The sequence below is a fragment of the Nocardiopsis terrae genome (assembly GCF_014651695.1).
In the GTDB taxonomy this organism is placed as follows: domain Bacteria; phylum Actinomycetota; class Actinomycetes; order Streptosporangiales; family Streptosporangiaceae; genus Nocardiopsis; species Nocardiopsis terrae.
This window is the reverse complement of record NZ_BMXJ01000010.1, coordinates 57,893-77,754: the sequence shown is the minus strand read 5'-3', so window position 1 is coordinate 77,754 and position 19,862 is coordinate 57,893. Positions and strand designations below refer to the sequence as shown.

General features: G+C 72.3%; 16 protein-coding genes. 8 read left to right on the top strand and 8 right to left on the bottom strand.

What is annotated here, in order from left to right:
• The first annotated feature begins 166 nt into the window (after positions 1-166).
• The 4 genes from rimO (at position 167) to IE195_RS24635 (ending at position 3,268) form a co-directional block, all read left to right on the top strand.
• A complete protein-coding gene (rimO, locus tag IE195_RS24650; RefSeq protein WP_191275858.1) occupies positions 167-1,600 on the top strand; it encodes a 30S ribosomal protein S12 methylthiotransferase RimO in 1,434 nt (477 codons plus the stop codon).
• A complete protein-coding gene (gene pgsA / locus IE195_RS24645) occupies positions 1,597-2,217 on the top strand; it encodes a CDP-diacylglycerol--glycerol-3-phosphate 3-phosphatidyltransferase (protein WP_191275856.1) in 621 nt (206 codons plus the stop codon). The genes rimO and pgsA overlap by 4 nt, the downstream gene beginning before the upstream one ends.
• A complete protein-coding gene (locus IE195_RS24640) occupies positions 2,217-2,753 on the top strand; it encodes a CinA family protein (protein WP_191275854.1) in 537 nt (178 codons plus the stop codon). Before pgsA ends, IE195_RS24640 begins: the two co-directional genes overlap by 1 nt.
• 158 nt (positions 2,754-2,911) lie before the next feature.
• Positions 2,912-3,268 carry a helix-turn-helix domain-containing protein gene (locus IE195_RS24635; RefSeq protein WP_191275846.1) on the top strand — a complete coding sequence of 119 codons (357 nt, stop codon included), beginning with the start codon at positions 2,912-2,914 and terminating at the stop codon, positions 3,266-3,268.
• 119 nt (positions 3,269-3,387) lie between these two features.
• On the opposite strand, the gene IE195_RS24630 is transcribed toward IE195_RS24635, so the two are convergent.
• The 5 genes from IE195_RS24630 to IE195_RS24610 all read right to left on the bottom strand — a co-directional run bounded on the left by IE195_RS24630 (position 3,388) and on the right by IE195_RS24610 (position 8,940).
• Positions 3,388-3,852 (bottom strand): RrF2 family transcriptional regulator, encoded by a 465-nt coding sequence (locus tag IE195_RS24630; RefSeq protein ID WP_191275843.1) that lies wholly within the window; start codon positions 3,850-3,852, stop codon positions 3,388-3,390.
• A 191-nt stretch (positions 3,853-4,043) separates the two neighbouring features.
• Positions 4,044-5,522 (bottom strand): glycoside hydrolase family 3 protein, encoded by a 1,479-nt coding sequence (locus IE195_RS24625; RefSeq protein ID WP_191275841.1) that lies wholly within the window; start codon positions 5,520-5,522, stop codon positions 4,044-4,046.
• A 140-nt stretch (positions 5,523-5,662) separates the two neighbouring features.
• Positions 5,663-6,544: a carbohydrate ABC transporter permease gene (locus IE195_RS24620; RefSeq protein WP_191275839.1), complete on the bottom strand. Its 882-nt coding sequence runs from the start codon at positions 6,542-6,544 to the stop codon at positions 5,663-5,665.
• Positions 6,544-7,524, bottom strand: a complete 981-nt coding sequence (locus IE195_RS24615; protein WP_191275837.1) for a carbohydrate ABC transporter permease — start codon at positions 7,522-7,524, stop codon at positions 6,544-6,546. The genes IE195_RS24620 and IE195_RS24615 overlap by 1 nt, the downstream gene beginning before the upstream one ends.
• 129 nt (positions 7,525-7,653) lie before the next feature.
• Positions 7,654-8,940 (bottom strand): extracellular solute-binding protein, encoded by a 1,287-nt coding sequence (locus IE195_RS24610; protein ID WP_191275835.1) that lies wholly within the window; start codon positions 8,938-8,940, stop codon positions 7,654-7,656.
• A gap of 274 nt (positions 8,941-9,214) precedes the next feature.
• On the opposite strand from IE195_RS24610, the gene IE195_RS24605 reads away from it, so the two are divergent.
• Complete coding sequence (locus IE195_RS24605; protein ID WP_191275824.1) at positions 9,215-10,429, top strand: ROK family transcriptional regulator; 1,215 nt, start codon at positions 9,215-9,217, stop codon at positions 10,427-10,429.
• A 93-nt stretch (positions 10,430-10,522) separates the two neighbouring features.
• Here the strand turns inward: IE195_RS24605 and IE195_RS24600 are convergent, their stop codons facing one another.
• From IE195_RS24600 to IE195_RS24590, 3 genes are all read right to left on the bottom strand, one after another.
• Entirely contained in the window at positions 10,523-12,232 is a 1,710-nt protein-coding gene (locus IE195_RS24600) for a serine/threonine-protein kinase (RefSeq protein WP_191275822.1), read from the bottom strand.
• 51 nt (positions 12,233-12,283) lie between these two features.
• Positions 12,284-12,766, bottom strand: coding sequence for a GNAT family N-acetyltransferase (locus tag IE195_RS24595; protein WP_191275820.1), 483 nt, complete (start codon positions 12,764-12,766; stop codon positions 12,284-12,286).
• Positions 12,767-12,905: 139 nt separating this feature from the next.
• On the bottom strand, positions 12,906-17,453 hold the full coding sequence (locus IE195_RS24590) for a DEAD/DEAH box helicase (RefSeq protein ID WP_191275818.1): 4,548 nt from the start codon (positions 17,451-17,453) through the stop codon (positions 12,906-12,908).
• 143 nt (positions 17,454-17,596) lie between these two features.
• Here IE195_RS24590 and IE195_RS24585 point away from each other — a divergent pair, with 143 nt between their 5' ends.
• The 3 genes from IE195_RS24585 (at position 17,597) to IE195_RS24575 (ending at position 19,720) form a co-directional block, all read left to right on the top strand.
• Positions 17,597-17,791 carry a DUF3046 domain-containing protein gene (locus tag IE195_RS24585; RefSeq protein ID WP_191275816.1) on the top strand — a complete coding sequence of 65 codons (195 nt, stop codon included), beginning with the start codon at positions 17,597-17,599 and terminating at the stop codon, positions 17,789-17,791.
• Positions 17,792-17,973: 182 nt separating this feature from the next.
• Entirely contained in the window at positions 17,974-19,107 is a 1,134-nt protein-coding gene (recA, locus tag IE195_RS24580; RefSeq protein ID WP_191275814.1) for a recombinase RecA, read from the top strand.
• Positions 19,100-19,720: a regulatory protein RecX gene (locus IE195_RS24575; protein WP_191275812.1), complete on the top strand. Its 621-nt coding sequence runs from the start codon at positions 19,100-19,102 to the stop codon at positions 19,718-19,720. The genes recA and IE195_RS24575 overlap by 8 nt, the downstream gene beginning before the upstream one ends.
• Positions 19,721-19,862: the final 142 nt, after the last annotated feature.

Here is a 19,862-nt window from a genome sequence, read left to right as displayed (position 1 = left end):
TACGGCCGAGGCCGGGGTACGGGTGGGTTGGTCAACCACGGTAGTGTGGGGGGCTGCGGGCGGCGACAGTCGACGCCTTCGTGCGAGCACGAGCCGACCGGGTACCCCGGCCTTCGACCACGCCGCGCCCCGCAGCACCCGAAGCTCTCCCACACGCTTGGAAGCCATGTCATCGCGCCGTACTGTCTCACTCGTCACCCTGGGGTGTGCGCGTAACGAGGTCGACTCCGAAGAGCTCGCCGGGCGCCTTGCCGCTGGCGGCTGGGACCTCGTCGACGACGACACCAAGGCCGACGTGACCGTCGTCAACACCTGCGGGTTCATCGACGCCGCCAAACAGGACTCCATCGAGACCCTGTTGGAGGCGGCCGAGGGCGGCGGGAAGGTCGTCGCCGCCGGGTGTATGGCCGAGCGCTACGGCTCCGAACTCGCCGGCGCCCTCCCCGAGGCCAACGTCATCGGATTCGATGACTACGCCGCCATCACCGACCGGCTCGACGACGTCGTCGCCGGGCGCGAACTGGTCCCGCACGACCCGCGCGACCGCCGCACCCTGCTGCCGATCAGCCCGGCCGAGCGCGGCGACTCCCAGGTCCACGTGCCCGGGCACGCCGCGTTCGCCGAGTCCGAGGGCGCGGCCGGCACCGAGCTGCCGTACCGCGCCGCGGTCCCGCGCCGTCGGCTGACCGGCGGCCCCGTGGCCAACCTCAAGATCGCCTCCGGCTGCGACAGAAGGTGCACCTTCTGCGCGATCCCGGCCTTCCGCGGCGCCTACATCTCCCGTCAGCCCGACGAGATCGTCCGCGAGGCCGAGTGGCTGGCCGGCGAGGGCGTGCGCGAGGTGTTCCTGGTCAGCGAGAACTCCACCTCCTTCGGCAAGGACCTCGGTGACGTGCGCGCGCTGGAGAAGCTGCTGCCGCGCCTGGCCGCCGTCGAGGGCCTGGAGCGGGTCCGGGTCAGCTACCTCCAGCCCGCCGAGGTCCGCCCCGGCCTGGTGGACGTACTCACCGGCACCCCGGGGGTGGTCCCCTACTTCGACCTGTCCTTCCAGCACGCCAGCGGTCCGCTGCTGCGCCGTATGCGCCGCTTCGGCGACCGCGAGCGCTTCCTCGAACTGCTGGAGACCGCACGCAGGGGCGCGCCGGAAGCCGGAGCCCGCTCCAACTTCATCGTCGGTTTCCCCGGGGAGACGGAGGAGGAGTTCCAGGAGTTGGTGTCCTTCCTCAGTGAGGCCCGCCTGGACGCCATCGGCGTGTTCGGCTACTCCGACGAGGACGGCACCGAGGCGCTCAACCACGGCGACAAGGTGCCCGAGGAGGTCATCCAGGAGCGGGTGGACACGCTCAACCGCCTCTCCGAGGAGCTCATGGCCCAGCGGGCCGAGGAACGCGTCGGTACCGAGGTGACCGTCCTGGTGGAGTCCGTCCTGGAGGACGGCGCCTACGAGGGCCGCTCCGCGCACCAGGCGCCCGAGGTGGACGGCAGCACCATCCTGTACGGCGAGGACCTCGCGGTCGGGGACCTGGTGCGCGCCACCGTCATCCAGTCGGCGGGCGCCGACCTCGTCGCGGAGCAGGACGTGGAAGCCGGAGACAGATGAGCACCAACGACGCCGCGGCCTCGCCCGCCCCCCAAGCCCCGCTGTGGAACATCGCGAACATCCTCACGATGAGCCGCCTGGTGATGGTGCCGGTCTTCGTCTGGTTCATGTTCCTGGACGGGACCGGGTGGCAGCTCGCGGCTTTCGCCGTGTTCGTCCTGGCCGCCATCACCGACCGCGTCGACGGTGAACTGGCCCGTCGGCGGAACCTGGTCACCGACTTCGGCAAGATCGCCGACCCCATCGCGGACAAGGCGCTGACCGGTGCCGCGCTGATCGTGCTGTCCGTCCAGGGAGACCTGTGGTGGTGGGTGACCATCGCCGTCCTGCTGCGCGAGTGGGGCGTCACGGCCCTGCGCTTCGCGGTCCTGCGGTACGGGGTCATCCCGGCGAGCAGCGGCGGCAAGCTCAAGACCGTCCTGCAGATCGTGGCGATCAGCATCTACCTGTTCCCGCTGCACCTGCTGCCGTTCACCGCGGTGTTCACGTGGATCGCCCACGGGGTCATGGCCGCGGCCCTGGCCGTCACCCTCTGGACCGGCCTGACCTACGCGGTCGGCGCCGCCCGCCTGGTACGCGCCAAGGACGCCCCGGGCCCCGACACGGAGTCTGGCTGATGACCGGGGCGCAGGTGGGCATCCCGCTCGGCGACGCGGCGCTGGAAGCCGCGGAGGCCGTCCACCGGGCCCTGCTGGACGACGGGTCCACCTGCGCCACCGCCGAGTCCCTCACCGGAGGGCTCATCGGCGCTCACCTGACGGCGGTCCCCGGCTCCTCGGCCACCTACCGGGGCGGGGCCGTCACCTACGCCACCGACACCAAGGCGTCCGTCCTGGGGGTCCCCCAGGACCTGTTGGACGGGCACGGCGCTGTCCACCCCGACGTCGCCGCCCACATGGCGCGGGGTGTGCGACGCCTCGTCGGAGCCGACTACGGGGTCGCGGTCACCGGTGTGGCGGGGCCCGAACCCCAGGACGGTCAGCCCGTCGGCACCGTCTACGCGGCGGTGGCGGGACCGGACTCACACACGCGGGTCGTCCGCTTCGGTTTCAGCGGGGAGCGCGCGGGTATCCGCTACGACACGGTCGAGGGTGCGCTGGGGCTCCTGAGGGCCGCAGTCCGCGGGGAAGCGGCGGGAGACACCCGGGCCTGATCCCTCCGGTCGGTCCGCCTCCCCCGGAGCACGGGAACAAAAACACCCCCGGCCGCGGTTCCCCCTCCAGCGAACAGGACGGCAAGAGGTGCCCGAATCGGGCGTGGGGCAGGTACGGTGTTGTATATGAAGGTCGCTACCGGTGGGAGGGAGCGCGAATGATGGTCCTGCTTCGTCACCTACTTGGTGACGTGCTCAGGCGGCTGCGGCAGCGCCAGGGCCGCACCCTCCGCGAGGTGTCGGCCGATGCACGGGTTTCCCTCGGCTACCTGTCCGAGGTGGAGCGCGGTCAGAAGGAAGCCTCTTCCGAACTGCTCTCCTCCATCTGCGGGGCCCTCGGGGTCCCGCTCTCACAGGTGCTCAGAGAGGTCTCCGACCAGCTGGCCCTGGCCGAGCTCCAGGAGGCCGCACTGTTGGGCGACGCGGTCACGAACGACCCCGTCCCCGCCCAGGACCTCGGCATCGAGCCCGTACCGGATCGTGTTCCCCAGGTCGCCGACATGGCCGGGGTCTGACACCCCGCCCCCGTGCGGGTACCTCAGCGCACGTCACACGGATCTCGTTCAAGGAGCCGGCCACCCCTCGGGGTGGCCGGCTCCTTGCGTGTGCGGTGGCGTCCGCGGCGGCACGGCGCTCAGCGGTGGGTGTGGTTGACCCAGGCCTCGGGGTCCTCGGCCAGGGAGCGCACCTGATCGGGGAGCTCGTTGCTGACCAGGTGCTGGAGGTTGACCCCCTCCAGGATGGCGCGCTCACTGGCGCGCAGGGCGATCCACACCTGTTGCAGGCTGCGGGCCGCCCCGTCGTAGTCGACGTGCTCGGGACGTTCCCCGCGCACGTTGGCGAGCGGACCGTCGACCGCTCGGATGATGTCCGCGAGGGAGATCTCCCCCGGGGGCCGGGCGAGCCAGTAGCCGCCAACGGGGCCCCGTTGGCTGCGCACCAAACCGGCGCGGCGTAGCTGGGTGAGAATGTTCTCCAGGAATTTTCCGGGGATGGCCTGCGCGCGTGCGAGCTGCTCGGCCGTCACCGGACCGTCACCGGCGACAGCGAGCTCTGCGGCCGCGCGAAGCGCGTAGTCGACCCGGGCTGAAAGGCGCATGCTGTGATTATGCCGTGGTTAGAAGGGCGAATGGGGCACCGGGCGCCGACGGGTGTTGTCGGCGCCCGGGGTGCTACACGCCAAGAGTACTTCTCCTACCGGCTTGCGGGGACATGGGCGGCGTTCTCCGCTCTCGGCTGAGAGAGCGCGCCAGCGCGTGTCCGGTGACCGGAGCCGCCGGGGCGGAGCCCTCAGCGGGCGGTCCTGAGCGCCCCCGCGGAGCCGAGAAGCTCGGCCGCGCTCAGGGCGTTGACGTGGGCGGCGCCGTAGGTGCTCACGTAGGCGCCGCAGTCGGGCCGCCAGATGGGCAGGCCCATCTCCACCACCACGGCCTCGGGGCGGGCGCCGAGCAGGGCGCTCACGAACTCCTGCGCACTCGGGTAGCGGTGCGCGTCCCTCACCACGACGACCAGGTCGCGGCCGGCTGCGGCGGTGAGCTGCTCGGAGGGGTCGTCGGCCTCGGGGGAGACCCGGACGGTGTCGCCGAACCAGGGACCCAGACCCCACGGCACCTCACCGACGGCGATCCCGGCGGGGGCGTCCACCTCCACCACGTAGGGGTTCTCCAGGGCGGGGACGTCCCCGTCCACACGGGTGGCGCGGCGGGCCCCGGCCAGCCCGACCCGTTCGGTGCCGCCGCCGTCGGCTCCGGGGAGCGCCCGCTCCTGCGCGGAACGCTTGATCCAGTCGCGCAGCCGGGCGTTGCGGTCGGCCGCCTCCTCCAGGCGTTCGCCGGACAGACGTCCGTCGCGCACCGCCCCGACCAGCGCGGAGCGGACCCGGGCGACCTGGTCGGCGTAGACGAAGCGGCCCAGGCAGAGCAGGTCGCAACCGGCGGCCACCGCGAGCACGCTGGCCTCGGGGATGCCGATCTCGCCGCTCACGCCCCGCATGTCCATGGCGTCGCTGACCACGACCCCGGTGAAGCCCATCTCGTCGCGCAGCAGGTCGTTGAGCATGGTGCGGTTGAGTGTGGCGGGACCCTCGACGCCCAGACCGGGCAGCTCGATGTGCGCGGTCAGGATGGAGCGGACCCCGGCGTCGACGGCGGCCCGGAACGGGAGGAGCTCCCGGCGGCGCAGCAGCTCGGCGTCGGCCTCGATCTGGGGCAGGGTGTGGTGCGAGTCCTGGGAGGTGGCTCCGTGGCCGGGGAAGTGCTTGGCGCACGCGGCCACCCCGGCTTCCTGGAGGCCCTGGACGGAGGCGGCGGCGTGGCGGGCGACGAGTTCGGCGTCGGACCCGAAGGAGCGGGTGCCGATCACCGGGTTGTCGTCGGCCACGTTGACGTCCACGGAGGGGGCCAGGTCCAGGTTGAAGCCCAGGCCTGAGAGCTGGAGGCCCAGCGAGCGCAGGGTGGCCCGAGTGAGGTCGGTGTCGTCGACGGCGCCCAGCGCGGCGTTGCCGGGGTAGTCGCTGCCCCGGGCCTGGCCGATGCGGGTGACGTCGCCGCCCTCCTCGTCGAGGGAGATCAGGGGCGTGTCGGTGGCCTCGCGCAGGCTCGCGTTGAGCGCGGTGACCTGTTCCGGGCTCTCCAGGTTGTTGTGGAACAGGCAGACGCCGGAGATCCCGTCCGCCAACCCGTCCAGGATCCATCGGGGGGCCTGGAGGGACTCGAAGGGCACCAGCAGCGTGGCGTTGGCCAGACGCTCCAGTGTCGGGTCGTGCGGCATGACGAACTCCGTTCGGTGAGCAAGGGTGCCCGGGCGAGGGCAGACGTGTGGCGGGAAGAGGGGGTGTCGGTGGTGTCAGCGGCCTCGGGGCGGGGCGCGCAGGCTCCGCGGGCCCCGCCCCGAGGCGGTGTCCGGGCGGCTCAGCCCTTGACCGCGCCCATGGTCAGGCCGGAGACCATGCGGCGTTGGACGAAGAGGAAGAAGATCATCACGGGGATGGTCAGCAGGGTGGAGGCGGCCATGATCGAGCCCCACTCGATGGACACGGCGCCGAAGTAGTACTGCAGGGAGATCGGCAGCGTGTAGGCGTCCGTGTTGTTCTGCAGGAAGGTGAAGGCGACCAGGAACTCGTTCCAGGCGGTGATGAAGGCGAAGATGCTCGCGGCGGCCAGCCCGGGGGCGACCAGCGGCATCATGATCCGCCAGAAGATCGTCCAACCGCTGGCGCCGTCGATGGCCGCGGCCTCCTCCAGCTGCTTGGGCACCGCGTTCACGAAGTTGCGGACCATCAGGATCGTGATCGGCAGCGCGACCGCCACGTAGACGATGAACACACCGCTCAGGTTGTTCACCAGCTCCACGTCCAGGGTGTTGCCCAGGTGGAAGAAGTTGATGAAGAGCGAGATGATCAGCGCCTCCACCGGGACCATCTGGATGACCAGCAGCAGGATGATGAACACCGAGCGCAGCTTGAACCGGAAGCGCGCCACGGCAATCGCGGCGAGCAGGGACAGCAGCGCCGCGAAGACGACCGAGCCCACCGTCACGATGAGGCTGTTGGTGAGGAACGACCAGAAGGACGTCCCAGGGATGAGCACCCCGGAGGTGACCCGTTCGAAGTGCTCGAAGGTGATCTCCCGCGGGAACAGCGTGGGTTCACGGGTGAAGATCTCGCCGGTGGGTCGCAGCGCGGTGGCCAGGACCCAGTAGACCGGGAAGATCGCGAAGAGGAAGACCGCCAGGGCGGCCGCGTAGGCTCCGGTCCTTCCGAGTGCCTTGCGCAGGCGGTACACGTTGTTCATCAGGCCTCCTCCTGGCGGATCATCGTGCGCAGGTAGTAGGCGCTGATAACGAGGACCAGGACGGTCATGATCACGGCGATCGCGGAACCCATGCCGTAGTTCGGCGGGGTCGAGGCGAAGCCCAGTTGGTAGATGTAGGTGGGGATCAGGGCCACCTCACGGTTGGTGACACCGCCCGCGAGGATGAACAGCTGCGTGAAGATCCGGAAGTCCCAGATGATCTGGAGGATCAGCAGCAGCGCGAAGAGCGGCCGGAGCATCGGCACGGTGACGTGCCAGAAGCTCTTCCAACCGCTGGCCCCGTCGATGCGGGCGGCCTCGTAGAGCTCTCCCGGGATGCTCTTGAGCCCCGCCAGGACGCTGATCGCGACGAACGGGAACGACTGCCACACCACGGTGACGACGAGGATCGGGAACAGCGTTTCGGGTGAGGCGAACCAGTTGAACTCCTGCCACCCGGAGCCGACGAGCCAGTCGGGGAGGCTGTCCAGGACGGTGTTGACGAAGCCGTACCTGGTGTCGAACAGCCACCGGTAGACAATGGCGGCGCTGATCACCGGGGTGGCCCAGGCGAGCATCAGCCCGATGCCGAGCGTGGTCGACGCCCACTTGGGCAGTCTGTTCATCAGCAGCCCGACGAGGGTCCCCAGGGTCATCGTCAGGGCCACCATGGCCATGCAGACCAGGATGGTGTTGCGGAAGATCGACCAGAAGCGCTCGTCGGTGAGGACGTGCAGGTAGTGCCCGAAGTTGTTCCACTCCGCCTCCTGGCCCTGGAGTTGGCGGAGGCCGTAGTCGTGGAGTGAGATCCACAGCATCTGGCCGATGGGCCACAGCAGGACCACGGCCAGGACGACCAGCGCGGGCAGGATCAGGAAGTAGGGAGCGAACGCGCGGCGAGCCCGGGGCGAAAGGCCCCGGTGGGCCTTTCTGGGCCTGTCGGCCTCGGTCGGGGTGTGGCGTTCCAGCGTTTGTGTCATCAGCCGTCCTGGCGGGTTGGGCGGGGGCGGCCGCCGTCCCCGGTCCCCGCGGCCCTGGGGAGGCCGGGAGGGGACCGGGGGTGGCGGGCGGCCGCCCCGGGCGCGTGCGTGGCTCACACGCGGAGGTGGTTACTCTTCGTCGCGGTTGAGGGCTTCGGTGAGCTCCTGGTTCAGCTCCGGGAGGACGTCGTCGGCGGACTCTCCCTCGGCCATGCGCTGTACCGCGGTCTGGATGGTCGTCAGCTCCCACTGGACGTGGCCCCAGTTGGCGGTGTCCGGGAACAGGCGCAGGTCGCCGGTGGCCTGTTCGGCCGCGCCGGCCAGGACCGGGTCGTCCTGGAAGGCCTCGCTCTCGAGCACGTCGCCGTAGGTCGGGAACATCGACGACACCTCGTTGTACGGGAGAGCGTTCTCCTTGCTGTTCAACGTGGTTATGTAGTCGAAGGCGGCCTCGGGGTGCTCGGAGGTGCCCCACACGGCGAGGTCGGCACCGCCGCCGAAAGCGGGCGCCATGCCGTCCACGCCCGGGATGGGCGCCGTGGCCCAGTGCTCGGCGTGCTCGTCGTTGAGGTCCGCGATCTGGTCCTTGGCCCAGGGGCCGTCGATGAACATGCCGATCTCGCGGTTGGCGAAGTCGGCGTGGGCGCAGTCGACCTCGTTGAGGCCGACGCAGGCGCTCGGGGAGATGCCGTCGACGGTCAGGCCGGCGTAGAACTCCAGGGCCTCGGTGGTCTCCTCGGAGTCGAGCTGGCCGACCCACTCGTCGCCCTCCTGGGTGGCGAACTCGCCGCCGTTGGCCCAGACGAAGCTGGCGATGCCGTTTATGAAGTCCGTCGGGGCGGCGAAACCGGGGACGTCGTACTCGTCCTCGATGGCCTCGGAGACCTCGACCAGCTCGTCCCAGGTTTCCGGGGGCTCGTACCCGAGCTCGCGGAGCCAGTCGGTGTTGTACCAGAGCGCACGGACGCCGCTGTACCAGGGGATGCTGTACTGGGCGTCGCCGAAGGTGCCGTTGGCGTACGCGCCCTCGAGGAGGTCCTCGGACGCCTCCCACTCCTCGGCGTACTCGGAGACGTCGTATAGGGCCTCGGACTCGGCCCAGGTGGCCACCTGGTCGTTGCCGATCTCGACCACGTCGGGGCCGCCGGAGACCAGGGCGGTCTGGAAGCGCTGGCTGAACTCGCCCCACGGGATCCACTGGACGTCGACCTCGGTGTCCGGGTAGAGCTCCTGGTACTGCTCGGACACCGAGTCCATGAAGGCGTTCTGGTCTTCGCTGGCGTCACCCATGCGCCAGACTGTCAGGGTCTCGGGCGCTTCGCCCGATCCGTTGCTGCTGCCGTCGTCGGAGCCGCCGCCGCAGGCGGCCGCAAGCATCACCACGGCCGAGGCCATCGCGATCTTTGGGAACCTCATGTGAATCTATCTCCCTTCGCACGACGCGCTGGGGCGCGGCGCCTGTGCTCGAAACGACCTGGGATCATGAACGGATCCGGGCGCCTCGACATCTTTTGTGGGGGGGCGTGTTGTCGAGTGGTTCGTGCTGGGACAGCACGGTTGGCCGCCCCGCCGGCGCGGGTACCGGTGGTCCGATAACAAGGCGGACCTGCCGGGACGTGACCTCCTGTGAGGTTGTGAGCTAAATTAACAGGAAACTTTCCTAATAAAAACAGGGTGAGGTGTCACGGTTATGTCTCAACGTCCGGGGACTCCCCGGCTGCTGCGCCAGCTCAACGATCGCGCGGCACTGGAACTCCTACTGTCCGGGGGGCCGCTGACCCGGACCCAGCTCGGCACGAGGACGGGCCTGTCCAAGGTGACGGCGTCCCAGCTCCTCGCACGGCTGGAGGAGCGCGACCTCGTCCGGGTGGTCGGCAGCAGGGCGGGCGGGCGCGGACCCAACGCGGCCCTCTACGCGGTCGTTCCCGAGAGCGCCTACGTCGCGGCCCTGGACGTCAGCGCCACCCGGGTCACCGCGACCATCGCCGACATCACCGGCCAGGTCATCAGCGACGTCACGGTCGACCCCAGCGCCTCCGACGACCCCGTCGCCCTCGTGCACACCGCCGTCATGCGCCTGGTCGACACCGCAGGCGTCCCCCTGGACAAGGTCCGGGCCTGCGTCATCGGCACCCCCGGCGTCGTCGACCCCCGCACCGGTGACATCCGCTTCTCCTTCGACCTCATGTCCTGGCACGAGGGCGTCCTGGAAGCCCTGCGCGCCGACCTCGAACGCTCGGTCATCATCGAGAACGACGTGAACCTCGCCGCACTGGCCGAGCACGCCGAGGGCGCCGCCGCGGGCGTCGACGAGTTCGTACTCATCTGGCTCAGCGCGGCCGGCGGCGTCGGTATGTCCACGATGATCGGCGGCCGGATCCACCGCGGCCGCTCCGGCGGCGCGGGCGAGATCGGCTACCTGCCGGTACCCGGTGCGCCCCTGCCGGTCGACGTCGGCCTGTCCGGCGGCTACGAGGCCCACAAGGAACACGGGGACCAGGAACTGCCGCACGGCTTCCAGGCCCTGGTCAAGGCCGGTCAGGTGGTCAGACTCGCCCAGGAGCACGGCATCACCGGCACCGACGTCACCGAGGTCGTGGCCTCCGCCTCCGCCTCCGACAGCCCCGAGAGCGACGCCTTCCTCGACGCCTTCGCCGACCGGCTCGCCCGGGGCGTGGCCGCGGTCAGCGTGATCATCGACCCCGGGCTGGTCGTGTTGGGCGGCGACGTGGCCGAGGCGGGCGGCCCCAGGCTCGCCGAACGGGTCCAGGCCGCCACCGCCCGCATCGCCCCGAACACCACCGAGGTGGCCCTGGGCGCGGTCGAGGGCAACTCACTCGTGCGGGGCGCGCTCCTGCACGCCCTGGAACACGCCCGCGACGACGTCTTCTCCTCCACGGTCTGAACCGCACCCCCTACACCGGACTCCGCGCCCCGGCACCCTCACCCGCCGGGGCGCGGACCAGTGCCGGGGCCCGGGGCGGCACCGGACACCGGCTCAGCTCCCGCCGGCGGCGGGGCCGAAGGAGTCGAGCATGCTCCGGAAGTCGTCCTGGTACTCCTCCCGCAGCTCGGCGGGGAAGTTGAAGCTCAGCCGGTAGGAGATGCCCCGGTCCCCGTCGGTGATCTCCCGGGAGAACATCCACCGCTCCTGGAACTCGCGCTCCTCGTGGTGGAACAGCACCTCGTAGACGGCGCTCTGGAGCCCGCCCTCCATCCGCTCGGTGTCCAGTCGCTGCTGTCGGACGTCGCTGAAGTCCTCGTCCTCCCGGAGCAGCTCCTCCATCCGCAGCATCGCGCTCTCGGCGTCGTGGAGCAGGATGTCGTACCGGGTGGCGACGACCGTCGCCGTGCCGGTCTCCACCCCGGTACCCAGCTCGTACGAGGACAGCCGGGTGGCCGACCCGCCCCCGCTCTGAACGTCCCCGTCCCGGACCTCCCAGTCCTCGGGCAGGATGAGGCCGACCACGCCGTCGTCGAGCCGCACGAACCCCTCGGGCGCGTCGTCGGTGACCGTCTCGGGGAGGTCGGGCCCGGACGGCTCGGGGCTCGGGTCCGGCTCCGGCGCCTCCGAAGCCGCCGCGCCGCCGGCGGCCGCCCCGGCTCCCCCGGCCCCGGTGGGTCCGACAGGCCCACCGGACCAGGGGACCAGGGTCCGCAGGGCCAGGGCGCCCAGCACCAGGACGGCCAGGAGCGCGGCGGCACCGGCGACCCACAGCGGGGCACGTGAGCGCCCGGTCCGGGAACCGGGTACCGGGGCCGCCGCGGCGGTCGGCCCGGCGGGGACCGAGGAGCGCGGGCCCGAGAACGCATGGCCCGCCTCCGTGACCGGACGGTTCGGACCGGGGGCGTCCAGCAGGGACAGCGCCTGCTCCGGGAGCAGGCGCCGCCGGGGGTCCCGCTCCAGGAGCCCGCCGACCACGGCGGCCAGCCGACCCCGGGCGGGCGGCGGCGGAACAGGCTGGGTGAGGACCGCGGTGAGGGTCGCGGTGAGGGTCTCCCTCCTGAAGGGGGACACCCCGGCCAGGGCCTCGAACAGGGTGGTTCCCAGGCTCCACAGGTCCGAGACCGCGCTGGTCCCGTCGTTCTCCAGGCGCTCGGGGGCGGCGTAGGCGGCGGTACCGAGAACGGCCCCGGTGCCGGTCAGGGCCGTCCCCTCGTGGTCGGGGAGATTGGCGATCCCGAAGTCGGTCAGCACCGGGCGGGCGCCGCCCTCGGCCAGCACGATGTTGGCGGGCTTGACGTCCCGGTGGATCACCCCGGCCCGGTGGGCCGCCCACAACGCGCCCAGCAACGGCCGGGCGATCCGTTCCACCTCGGCCTCCGCCAACGGCCCCGAACGCTTCAGCCGCTCGCGCAGCGACTCACCCTCCAACAACTCCATGACGATGAACGGGACCCCGTCCGCCTCCAGCACGTCGTGCACGGTTACCACCGAGGGGTGGGAGACACGGGCCGCCGCCTGCGCCTCGCGCACCATCCTCGTCCGGGCCCGCTCGCGTTCGCGGGGCGGCATGTCGTGCGGCAGATGGACCTCCTTGACCGCCACCTCCCGGTCCAACCGGGTGTCGCGGGCACGCCACACCGTGCCCATCGCACCACTGCCCAGCTCGCCCATGAGCTCGTAGCGGCCGACGCACCTCCACGGGGAGGAAGGGGAGGGGTTCTCCGCGGGCTCTGGGGGTTCCGCGGGATCAGTGGGGACCATGCGCCCATTCTCCCAAACCTTCCGAACCGGGGCGGCCCGGCCGGTGAAAGGTCAGGGGGAGGGCACCAGGTCCCGGACCATCACGACCCGGGGGCGGACCAGGATCCCGGCCCGTTCCTCGTCCTCCCACTGCCGGGCCAGCTCCGGCCCCCACCCCGGCCGGGGGAGCACCGTGAAACCCCTGCGCCCGTACCAGGGAGCGTTCCAGGGCAGGTCACGGAAGGTGGTCAGGCTCACCCGGGTACGCCCGACCCCCGCCGCCCCGACGCAGACCGCCTCCAGCAGCGCCCCGCCGATCCCGCGCCGCCCGTACCGGGGGTGCACGGCGAGCTGCTCCAGATGGACGGCCCCGTCAAGCGTGACCGTCGCGGCCAGGCCGACCACCTCCGTGCCGTCCACCGCCACCAGCACCCGCTCCACCTGGTCGAGCATCTCCCGGGGATCGTCCGGCGGCAGCTCCACCCCCGCCTCGGCGAAGAGCGCGTCCGCGGCCAGGGACACCTCCACCACCCCGTCCACGTCCTCCGCTCTCATTCGGCGGATCCTCGGCACCGCCACTCCCTCCTGCCGCGCACGTCCTGTTCCGGGCCCCATCATGCTGCGGCCGCACCGGACCGGCCAGGGGTTTTCCGACCCCCGGCGGGCCCGCCGGGCCCGCCGGGGCCGCCGGGGGTCAGCGGCGCAGCCGCAACCCCCGCGGTGTCACATGGAAACCGGCGGCGACCAGGGCGGCGTCCACCGGGGTGCCGAAGACCTCCGCGCCGTCGGCGCGCTCCACGGTCAGCGAACCCACCGCCCCGCCCAGGACCAGCCCCGCCACCGCGCGGGCGGCCCGCTCCAGCAGCTCCGGGGACGACCCGAAGGTCAGCACCGACCGACCGCCCCGGCCCAGGTACAGCGTGAGCCGACCGCCGTCGACCACCACCAGTGCACCCGCCACCCGGCCCGGACGGTGCGCCGCACCCGCCCCTTCTACCCCCGCGGGCCAGGCCAGCGCCGCACCGAAGGGGTTCGCGGGGTCCGTCGCGGCCAACACCACCGGGGCCCACGAGCCCTCGGCCCCCTCACCGGTCAGGGACCGGAGCCGGTCCACCGCCCCGGGCAACGCGAACTGCGCCCCGCCGAGCCCCTCCACGAAGTAGCCCCGCCGGACCTGCCCGACCTCCTCCATCGACCGCAGCACCCGGTACTCCTCCTGGGACATCCCCCGCCCCTGCTGACCCCTGAGCAGGATCCCGCCGCGTTCGAGCCCGGCCTCCACCCGGGCCAGCACACGGCGGGTGGGATCCGGATCGGGCCCGGGAAGCACGGACCAGCGGCCCGCCGCCGTGGGCGGACCCGAGCGGGTGGGCAGAACCGGCCGCCGCCGCACCCGGGAGGGGGCCCGCCGCGGAACGCTCCCCGCGCCCAGCACCGCGCGCAGCGGGGCCAGGGTGTCGTTGGTGACACACCCCGCCCACACCAACTCCCACACAGCCGCCACCAGGTCGGCGTCGGAGACCACCGCACCGCCCAGGACACGGGCGACCCGGTCGGCGACGTCCCGGAAGAACAGAGCACCCCCCTCCCGCAGCACCCCCAGAGCGGCGCTCGCGAGCGTGCCCTCCTCGGGGACGAGGGGGACGGGCAGCAACAGGTGCGCCTCCTCCACCGGAACCAGCACCAACCAGCCGTCCCCGCCCGACAGCCCCCCGGTCCCGGCCCACACGACCTCACCGGCCTGGGTGAGCGCGTCCAGGGACGCCGGGGCGTACCCCTCGACCCGGGCCGGCAGCACCAGGGACTCCAGGGAGGAAGCCACCAAGGGGGCGCCCCGCAGCGAGTCCACGGCCCCGAAGACCGCGTCCGGGCCGCTCAGCCGCGCACCGGGGACAGCCCGCTGCCACAACGGCGCGAACCGGGCCAGCGCACGGGGTTCGACCGGCTCCACCTCCCGCCGCAGCCGGGCGACCGACCCCCGCCGCAACCGGCGCAGCACGCCCTCGTCGCACCACTCGGTGCCCGAGCCGCCGGGGCGGAAACCGCCCCGCGCCACCCTGCCCGACCGGGACAGCTCCCGCAGTGAGCCCTCCACCGACTCCGGGGACAGCCCCAGGCGCCCAGCCGCCTCCGCCGAGGTGAACGGCCCGTGCGTACGCGCGTACCGGGACACCAGGTCGAGCACGGGGGAGTCCACCGGCTCCAGGAACACCTCCGGCACCCCGGGCGGCGGCTCGGCGCCCAGGGCGTCCCGCAACCGCGCCGCGTCCTCCACCGCACACCACCGCTCGGCACCGGCGACCCGCATCCGCACCGCGCGCCCCGCCTCCTCCAGCTCCGCCAGCCACGCCGACCCGACCCCCCGTTCGGCCGCCTCCCCCTCGGACAGCGGCCCCACCTCCCGCAGCAGGTCCGCGGTGCCCTCCAGGTCCCGGACCGGGGCGTCCAGACGCTGCAACAGGGCGCCGGTGCGCTCCACCACCCCGGGATCGAGGAGATCCCGCAGGTCCGCGCCGCCCAACAGGTCGGCCAGCAGCGACGGGTCCAGGGTCAGCGCCTGCGCCCGCAGCTCGGCGGCCGGGGCGTCGCCCTCGTACAGGAACGCCGCCGTGTACTCCATCAACAGCGACCGGGCGAACGGCGACGCCTGCCGGGTCTCGACCTCCACCACCCGGATCCGCCGCGCCCGCACGTCGGTGAGCACCCCCGCCAGCGCGGGCACGTCGAACACGTCGCGCAGGCACTCGCGCACCGTCTCCAACACGATCGGGAACGACCCGTACCGGCCCGCCACCGACAACAGGTGCTGGGACCGCAACCGCTGCTGCCACAACGGCATCCGCCGGTCCGGCCGCTGACGGGGCAGCAGCAGCGCCCGCGCCGCGCACTCCCGGAACCGGGACGCGAACAGCGCCGAACCGGTGAGCTCGTCGGTGACCAGCTCCTCCACCGTCTCCGGGTCCAGCGACACCAGACCGGTCAGCTCGCCCGCCCCGCCGAACCCGCCCTCACCCAGATCCGGGAGGCGCAGCACGAGCCCGTCATCACCGTGCACCACCTGCGCGTCCACCCCGAACCGCTCGCGCATCCGCCCCGCGACGGCCAGCGCCCAGGGCGCGTGCACCCGGGCGCCCAGCGGCGAGTGCACCACCGCCCGCCAGTCACCCACCTGGTCACGGAACCGCTCGATCACCACCGTGCGGTCGTCCGGCACACTCCCGGTCGCCTCCCGCTGCTCGGCCACGTACTCCACCAGGTTGTCGGCCGCCCACTCGTCCAACCCCGCCGCGGCGGCCACCTCCCGGGCCCCCTCCCGGTCGCGGGCGGCCAGCTCCCGGGTCATCGCGCCCACGGCCCGGCCCAGCTCGGCGGGCCGGCCGAGCGCGTCCGCCTTCCAGAACGGCATCCGCCCGGGCCGCCCCGGCGCGGGGGAGACCATCACCCGGTCGGCGGTGATCGCCTCGATCCGCCACGAGGACGAACCCAGCACGAACACGTCGCCCACCCGGGACTCGTACACCATCTCCTCATCCAGCTCACCGACCCGGGTGGGGGCCCTGCCGCCCCGGTCCGAGGCCAGGTGCACCCCGTACAGCCCCCGGTCCGGAATGGTGCCCCCACTGATCACCGCCAGCCGCTGGGCACCCGGCCGGGCCCGCAGCACGTCCCCCTCCCGGTCCCACACCAGTCGCGGACGCAGCTCGGCGAACTCGTCCGAGGGGTAGCGCCCCGACAGCATGTCCAGCACCGACTCCAGCACCGGGTCGGCCAGGTCCGCGAACGGCGCCGCCCGCCGCACCAGCGCAGCCAGCTCCGGCACCCGCCAGTCGTCCATCGCCACCATCGCCACGACCTGCTGGGACAGCACGTCCAGAGGGTTGCGCGGCATCTCCAACCGCTCGATCCCGCCCGCGCGCATACGCTCGGTCACCACCGCGGTCGCCAGCAGGTCGCCCCGGTACTGCGGCAGGAAGACCCCGCGCGAGACCTCGCCCACCCGGTGCCCGGCCCGCCCGACCCGCTGCAGGCCGCTGGCCACCGACGGGGGTGCGGCCACCTGCACCACCAGGTCCACCGCACCCATGTCCACACCCAGCTCCAGGCTGGAGGTGGCCACCACGCACCGCAGCCGCCCCGCCTTCAGGTCCTCCTCGATGAGCGCCCGCTCGGCCTTGGACATCGACCCGTGGTGTGCGCGGGCCACCACCGCGGCCGCCCCGCGGCTCTGCTCGGACTGGCCAATGACCTGGGCGGCCCTCTCCTCGGCGGGCAGGACACCGCCGGCGCGCTCGGCGTGCAGGTCGTTGAGGCGGGCGCACAGCTTCTCCGCGGTGCGGCGGCCGTTGGTGAACACGATGGTGGAGCGGTGCCCCTCGACCAGGTCCAGAACCCGGCGCTCCACGTGCGGCCACACCGAACCCCGGCCCATGGTGTTGCCCGCGCGGGGGTCCGGCGGGACCCCCGCGGCGGTGGCGGGCGGACCGCCCGGCTCCTCCAGGTCCGGGACCGGGGCCTGGACCCGCAGCTCCATGCGCGGGGCGTCCGGCGGCGCGACGACCGCGGCACCGCCGCGCGCGCCGCCCAGGTACTCGGCGACGGTCCGCCTGGGGCGCACGGTCGCGGACAGGCCGATCCGCTGGGCCGGGCGCCCCAGCAGGTCGTCCAGGCGTTCCAGGCTCAGGGCCAGGTGCGCGCCGCGTTTGGTCCCGGCCAGGGCGTGCACCTCGTCGACGATGACGGTCTCCACCCCCGACAGGCCCTCCCTGGCCTTGGAGGTCAGGACCAGGAAGAGCGATTCGGGTGTGGTGATGAGGACGTCCGGCGGGTGCGTGGCCGTCCTGCGCCGCTCCCGGGCCGGGGTGTCGCCGGTGCGCACGCCCACGGTGACGGGGCTCAGGTCCTCACCTTGGGCCCGGGCGGCGTCCGCGATCCCCGCCAGCGGCTGGCGGAGGTTGCGCTCCACGTCCACGGCCAGGGCCTTGAGCGGTGACACGTACAGGACGCGGCAGCGCTTCGAACGGTCCTCGGGGACGGGGGCGCGGGTGAGCCGGTCCAGGGACCAGAGGAAGGCCGACAGGGTCTTGCCGGACCCGGTCGGGGCGACGACGAGGGTGTCGAGGCCGGCCGAGACCGCCTGCCAGGCCTCGGCCTGGGCCGTGGTGGGGCCCGCGGGGAAAGCCCGGTCGAACCAGGCCCGGGTCGCCGCTCCGAAGGGTTCGAGGGGGTCGGTCACACCGTTCATCGGGCCAGTCTGCCCAAGGGGCCCGACAGATCGGGGCAGGACACCCGGGGCGGGACGGGCGCGGGGAGGGCGGTTCCGGTCCAGGGGAATCCGTCCTGTGGACAAGTCCGCGGAGGTCGGCCCGGTCGCCCATACTGGGGCCGATGAGACTCACTGCTTTCTGGAACAACATGCACGCCCAGTTCGGCGAGGTCTACACGGCCAGCCTCGCCAAGGACCACGTCATCGAGGGGCTCGGCTCCCGGACGGTCAACCAGGCGCTCGCCGACGGCATCGGGCCCAAGGAGGTGTGGCGGGCGGTGTGTGACGCGTTCGACCTGCCGGCCTCCGCCCGCTGACCTCCGCGGGGCCGTCGGCACGGAAAAACCGACACGGCCGGGGGCCCGTACCGGATTTCGAACATGAGTTCGGGTAGTCTGGGGTTTGAGCAGGCGAACGTCGAGCGTCGCGATTGTCGTACCGACCGCGTAGCGTCGTGCGCACCATGAAGAAAAAGGCATCAACCCAACAGGGGAATCCCGTGGCATCAGGAGACCGAGACAAGGCTCTCGAAACAGCGCTCGCGCAGATCGAGCGGCAGTTCGGCAAGGGCTCCGTCATGCGCCTCGGCGACGACGACCGCCCGCCGATCGAGGCGATCCCCACCGGCGCCATCGCCCTGGACGTCGCCCTGGGTATCGGCGGCCTGCCCAAGGGCCGGGTCGTCGAGGTGTACGGCCCGGAGTCCTCCGGCAAGACGACCGTCGCCCTGCACGCGGTGGCCAGCGCCCAGAAGATGGGCGGCATCGCCGCGTTCGTGGACGCCGAGCACGCGCTCGACCCCGAGTACGCCAAGAAGATCGGCGTCGACACCGACAACCTCCTCCTGTCCCAGCCGGACACCGGTGAGCAGGCGCTGGAGATCGTCGACATGCTCATCCGCTCGGGCGCCGTCTCCATCATCGTGATCGACTCCGTGGCGGCCCTGGTGCCCCGCGCCGAGATCGAGGGCGAGATGGGCGACAGCCACGTCGGCCTCCAGGCCCGGCTCATGTCGCAGGCGCTGCGCAAGATCGCCGGTGCCCTGCACACCACCGGCACCACCGCGATCTTCATCAACCAGCTTCGTGAAAAAGTCGGCGTCATGTTCGGGTCTCCCGAGACCACCACCGGCGGCAAGGCGCTGAAGTTCTACGCCTCGGTCCGGCTGGACGTGCGCCGCATCGAGACGCTCAAGGACGGCACCGACGCGGTCGGCAACCGCACCCGCGTCAAGGTCGTCAAGAACAAGGTCGCGCCGCCCTTCAAGCAGGCCGAGTTCGACATCTTGTACGGCGTCGGCGTCTCCCGCGAGGGCAGCCTCATCGACCTGGGCGTCGAACACGCCATCGTGCGCAAGTCCGGTGCCTGGTACACCTACGACGGCACCCAGCTCGGCCAGGGCAAGGAGAACGCGCGCAACTTCCTGCGCGAGAACGTCGACGTGTCCCAGGAGATCGAGAAGAAGATCAAGGAGAAGCTGGGCATCCCCGGATCGGGTGACGACAGCGCCTCCGGCAGCGCCAAGGACGAGACCGGGGCCGACCCGGCCAAGGGCGCCAAGGCCGAGGAGGCCAAGGCCCCCGCCAAGCGGGCCACCGCCAGGACCACCAAGGCCGCCGACCCGGATGCGTGAGCGGCGCCGGTCTCCTGACCGCACCGGAGAGGCCGAGGCCGCTCCGGTGAGCGCCGACGAGGAAACCCCTCCGGGCGGGCAGGTCCCGCCCGGAGAGGAAGCCCCGCCCAGCGGGGAGAAGCTGGAGAACAAGGCCAGGAACCTGGTGCTGCGGATGCTCACCCACTCTCCGCGCACCCGTGCCCAGCTGGAACGCTCCCTGCACCGCAGGGAGTACCCGGACGAGGTGGTGGACGCGGTCCTCAACGGCCTCGACGAGGTCGGGCTGATCGACGACGCCGCCTTCGCGCGGGGCTGGGTCAGCTCCCGGCAGTACAGCCGCCACCTGTCCCGCCGTGCCCTGACGCAGGAGCTGCGCACCCGCGGGATCGAGGAGGAGACCGTCCGCGAGGCGGTCGCCGGGGTCAGTGACGAGGACGAGCAGGACGCCGCCCGGGCCCTGGCCCGCAAGAGCCTGCGGGGCAGCCGGAACAAGGACAAGGAGGTCCGGATCCGCCGCGCCCTGGGCGTGCTCGGCCGCAAGGGCTACCCCGGCGGGCTCTCCTACCGGATCGTCCGCGAGGAACTCGAACAGGAAGGCCTCGAAGCCGACCTGCCCGACCCCGAACTCTGAGCCGTGGCGGGTCGCCGGTCTCCTCTTCGCTGGCACCCGCACCTCCGCCGCGGACGCGGAGAACGGCGGAACCCGCCCGCGGGGCAGTCCGGGACAGCAGGCCCCGCAGCTCGCACGGCAGCGGCGGGCACTCCGGCCTTCG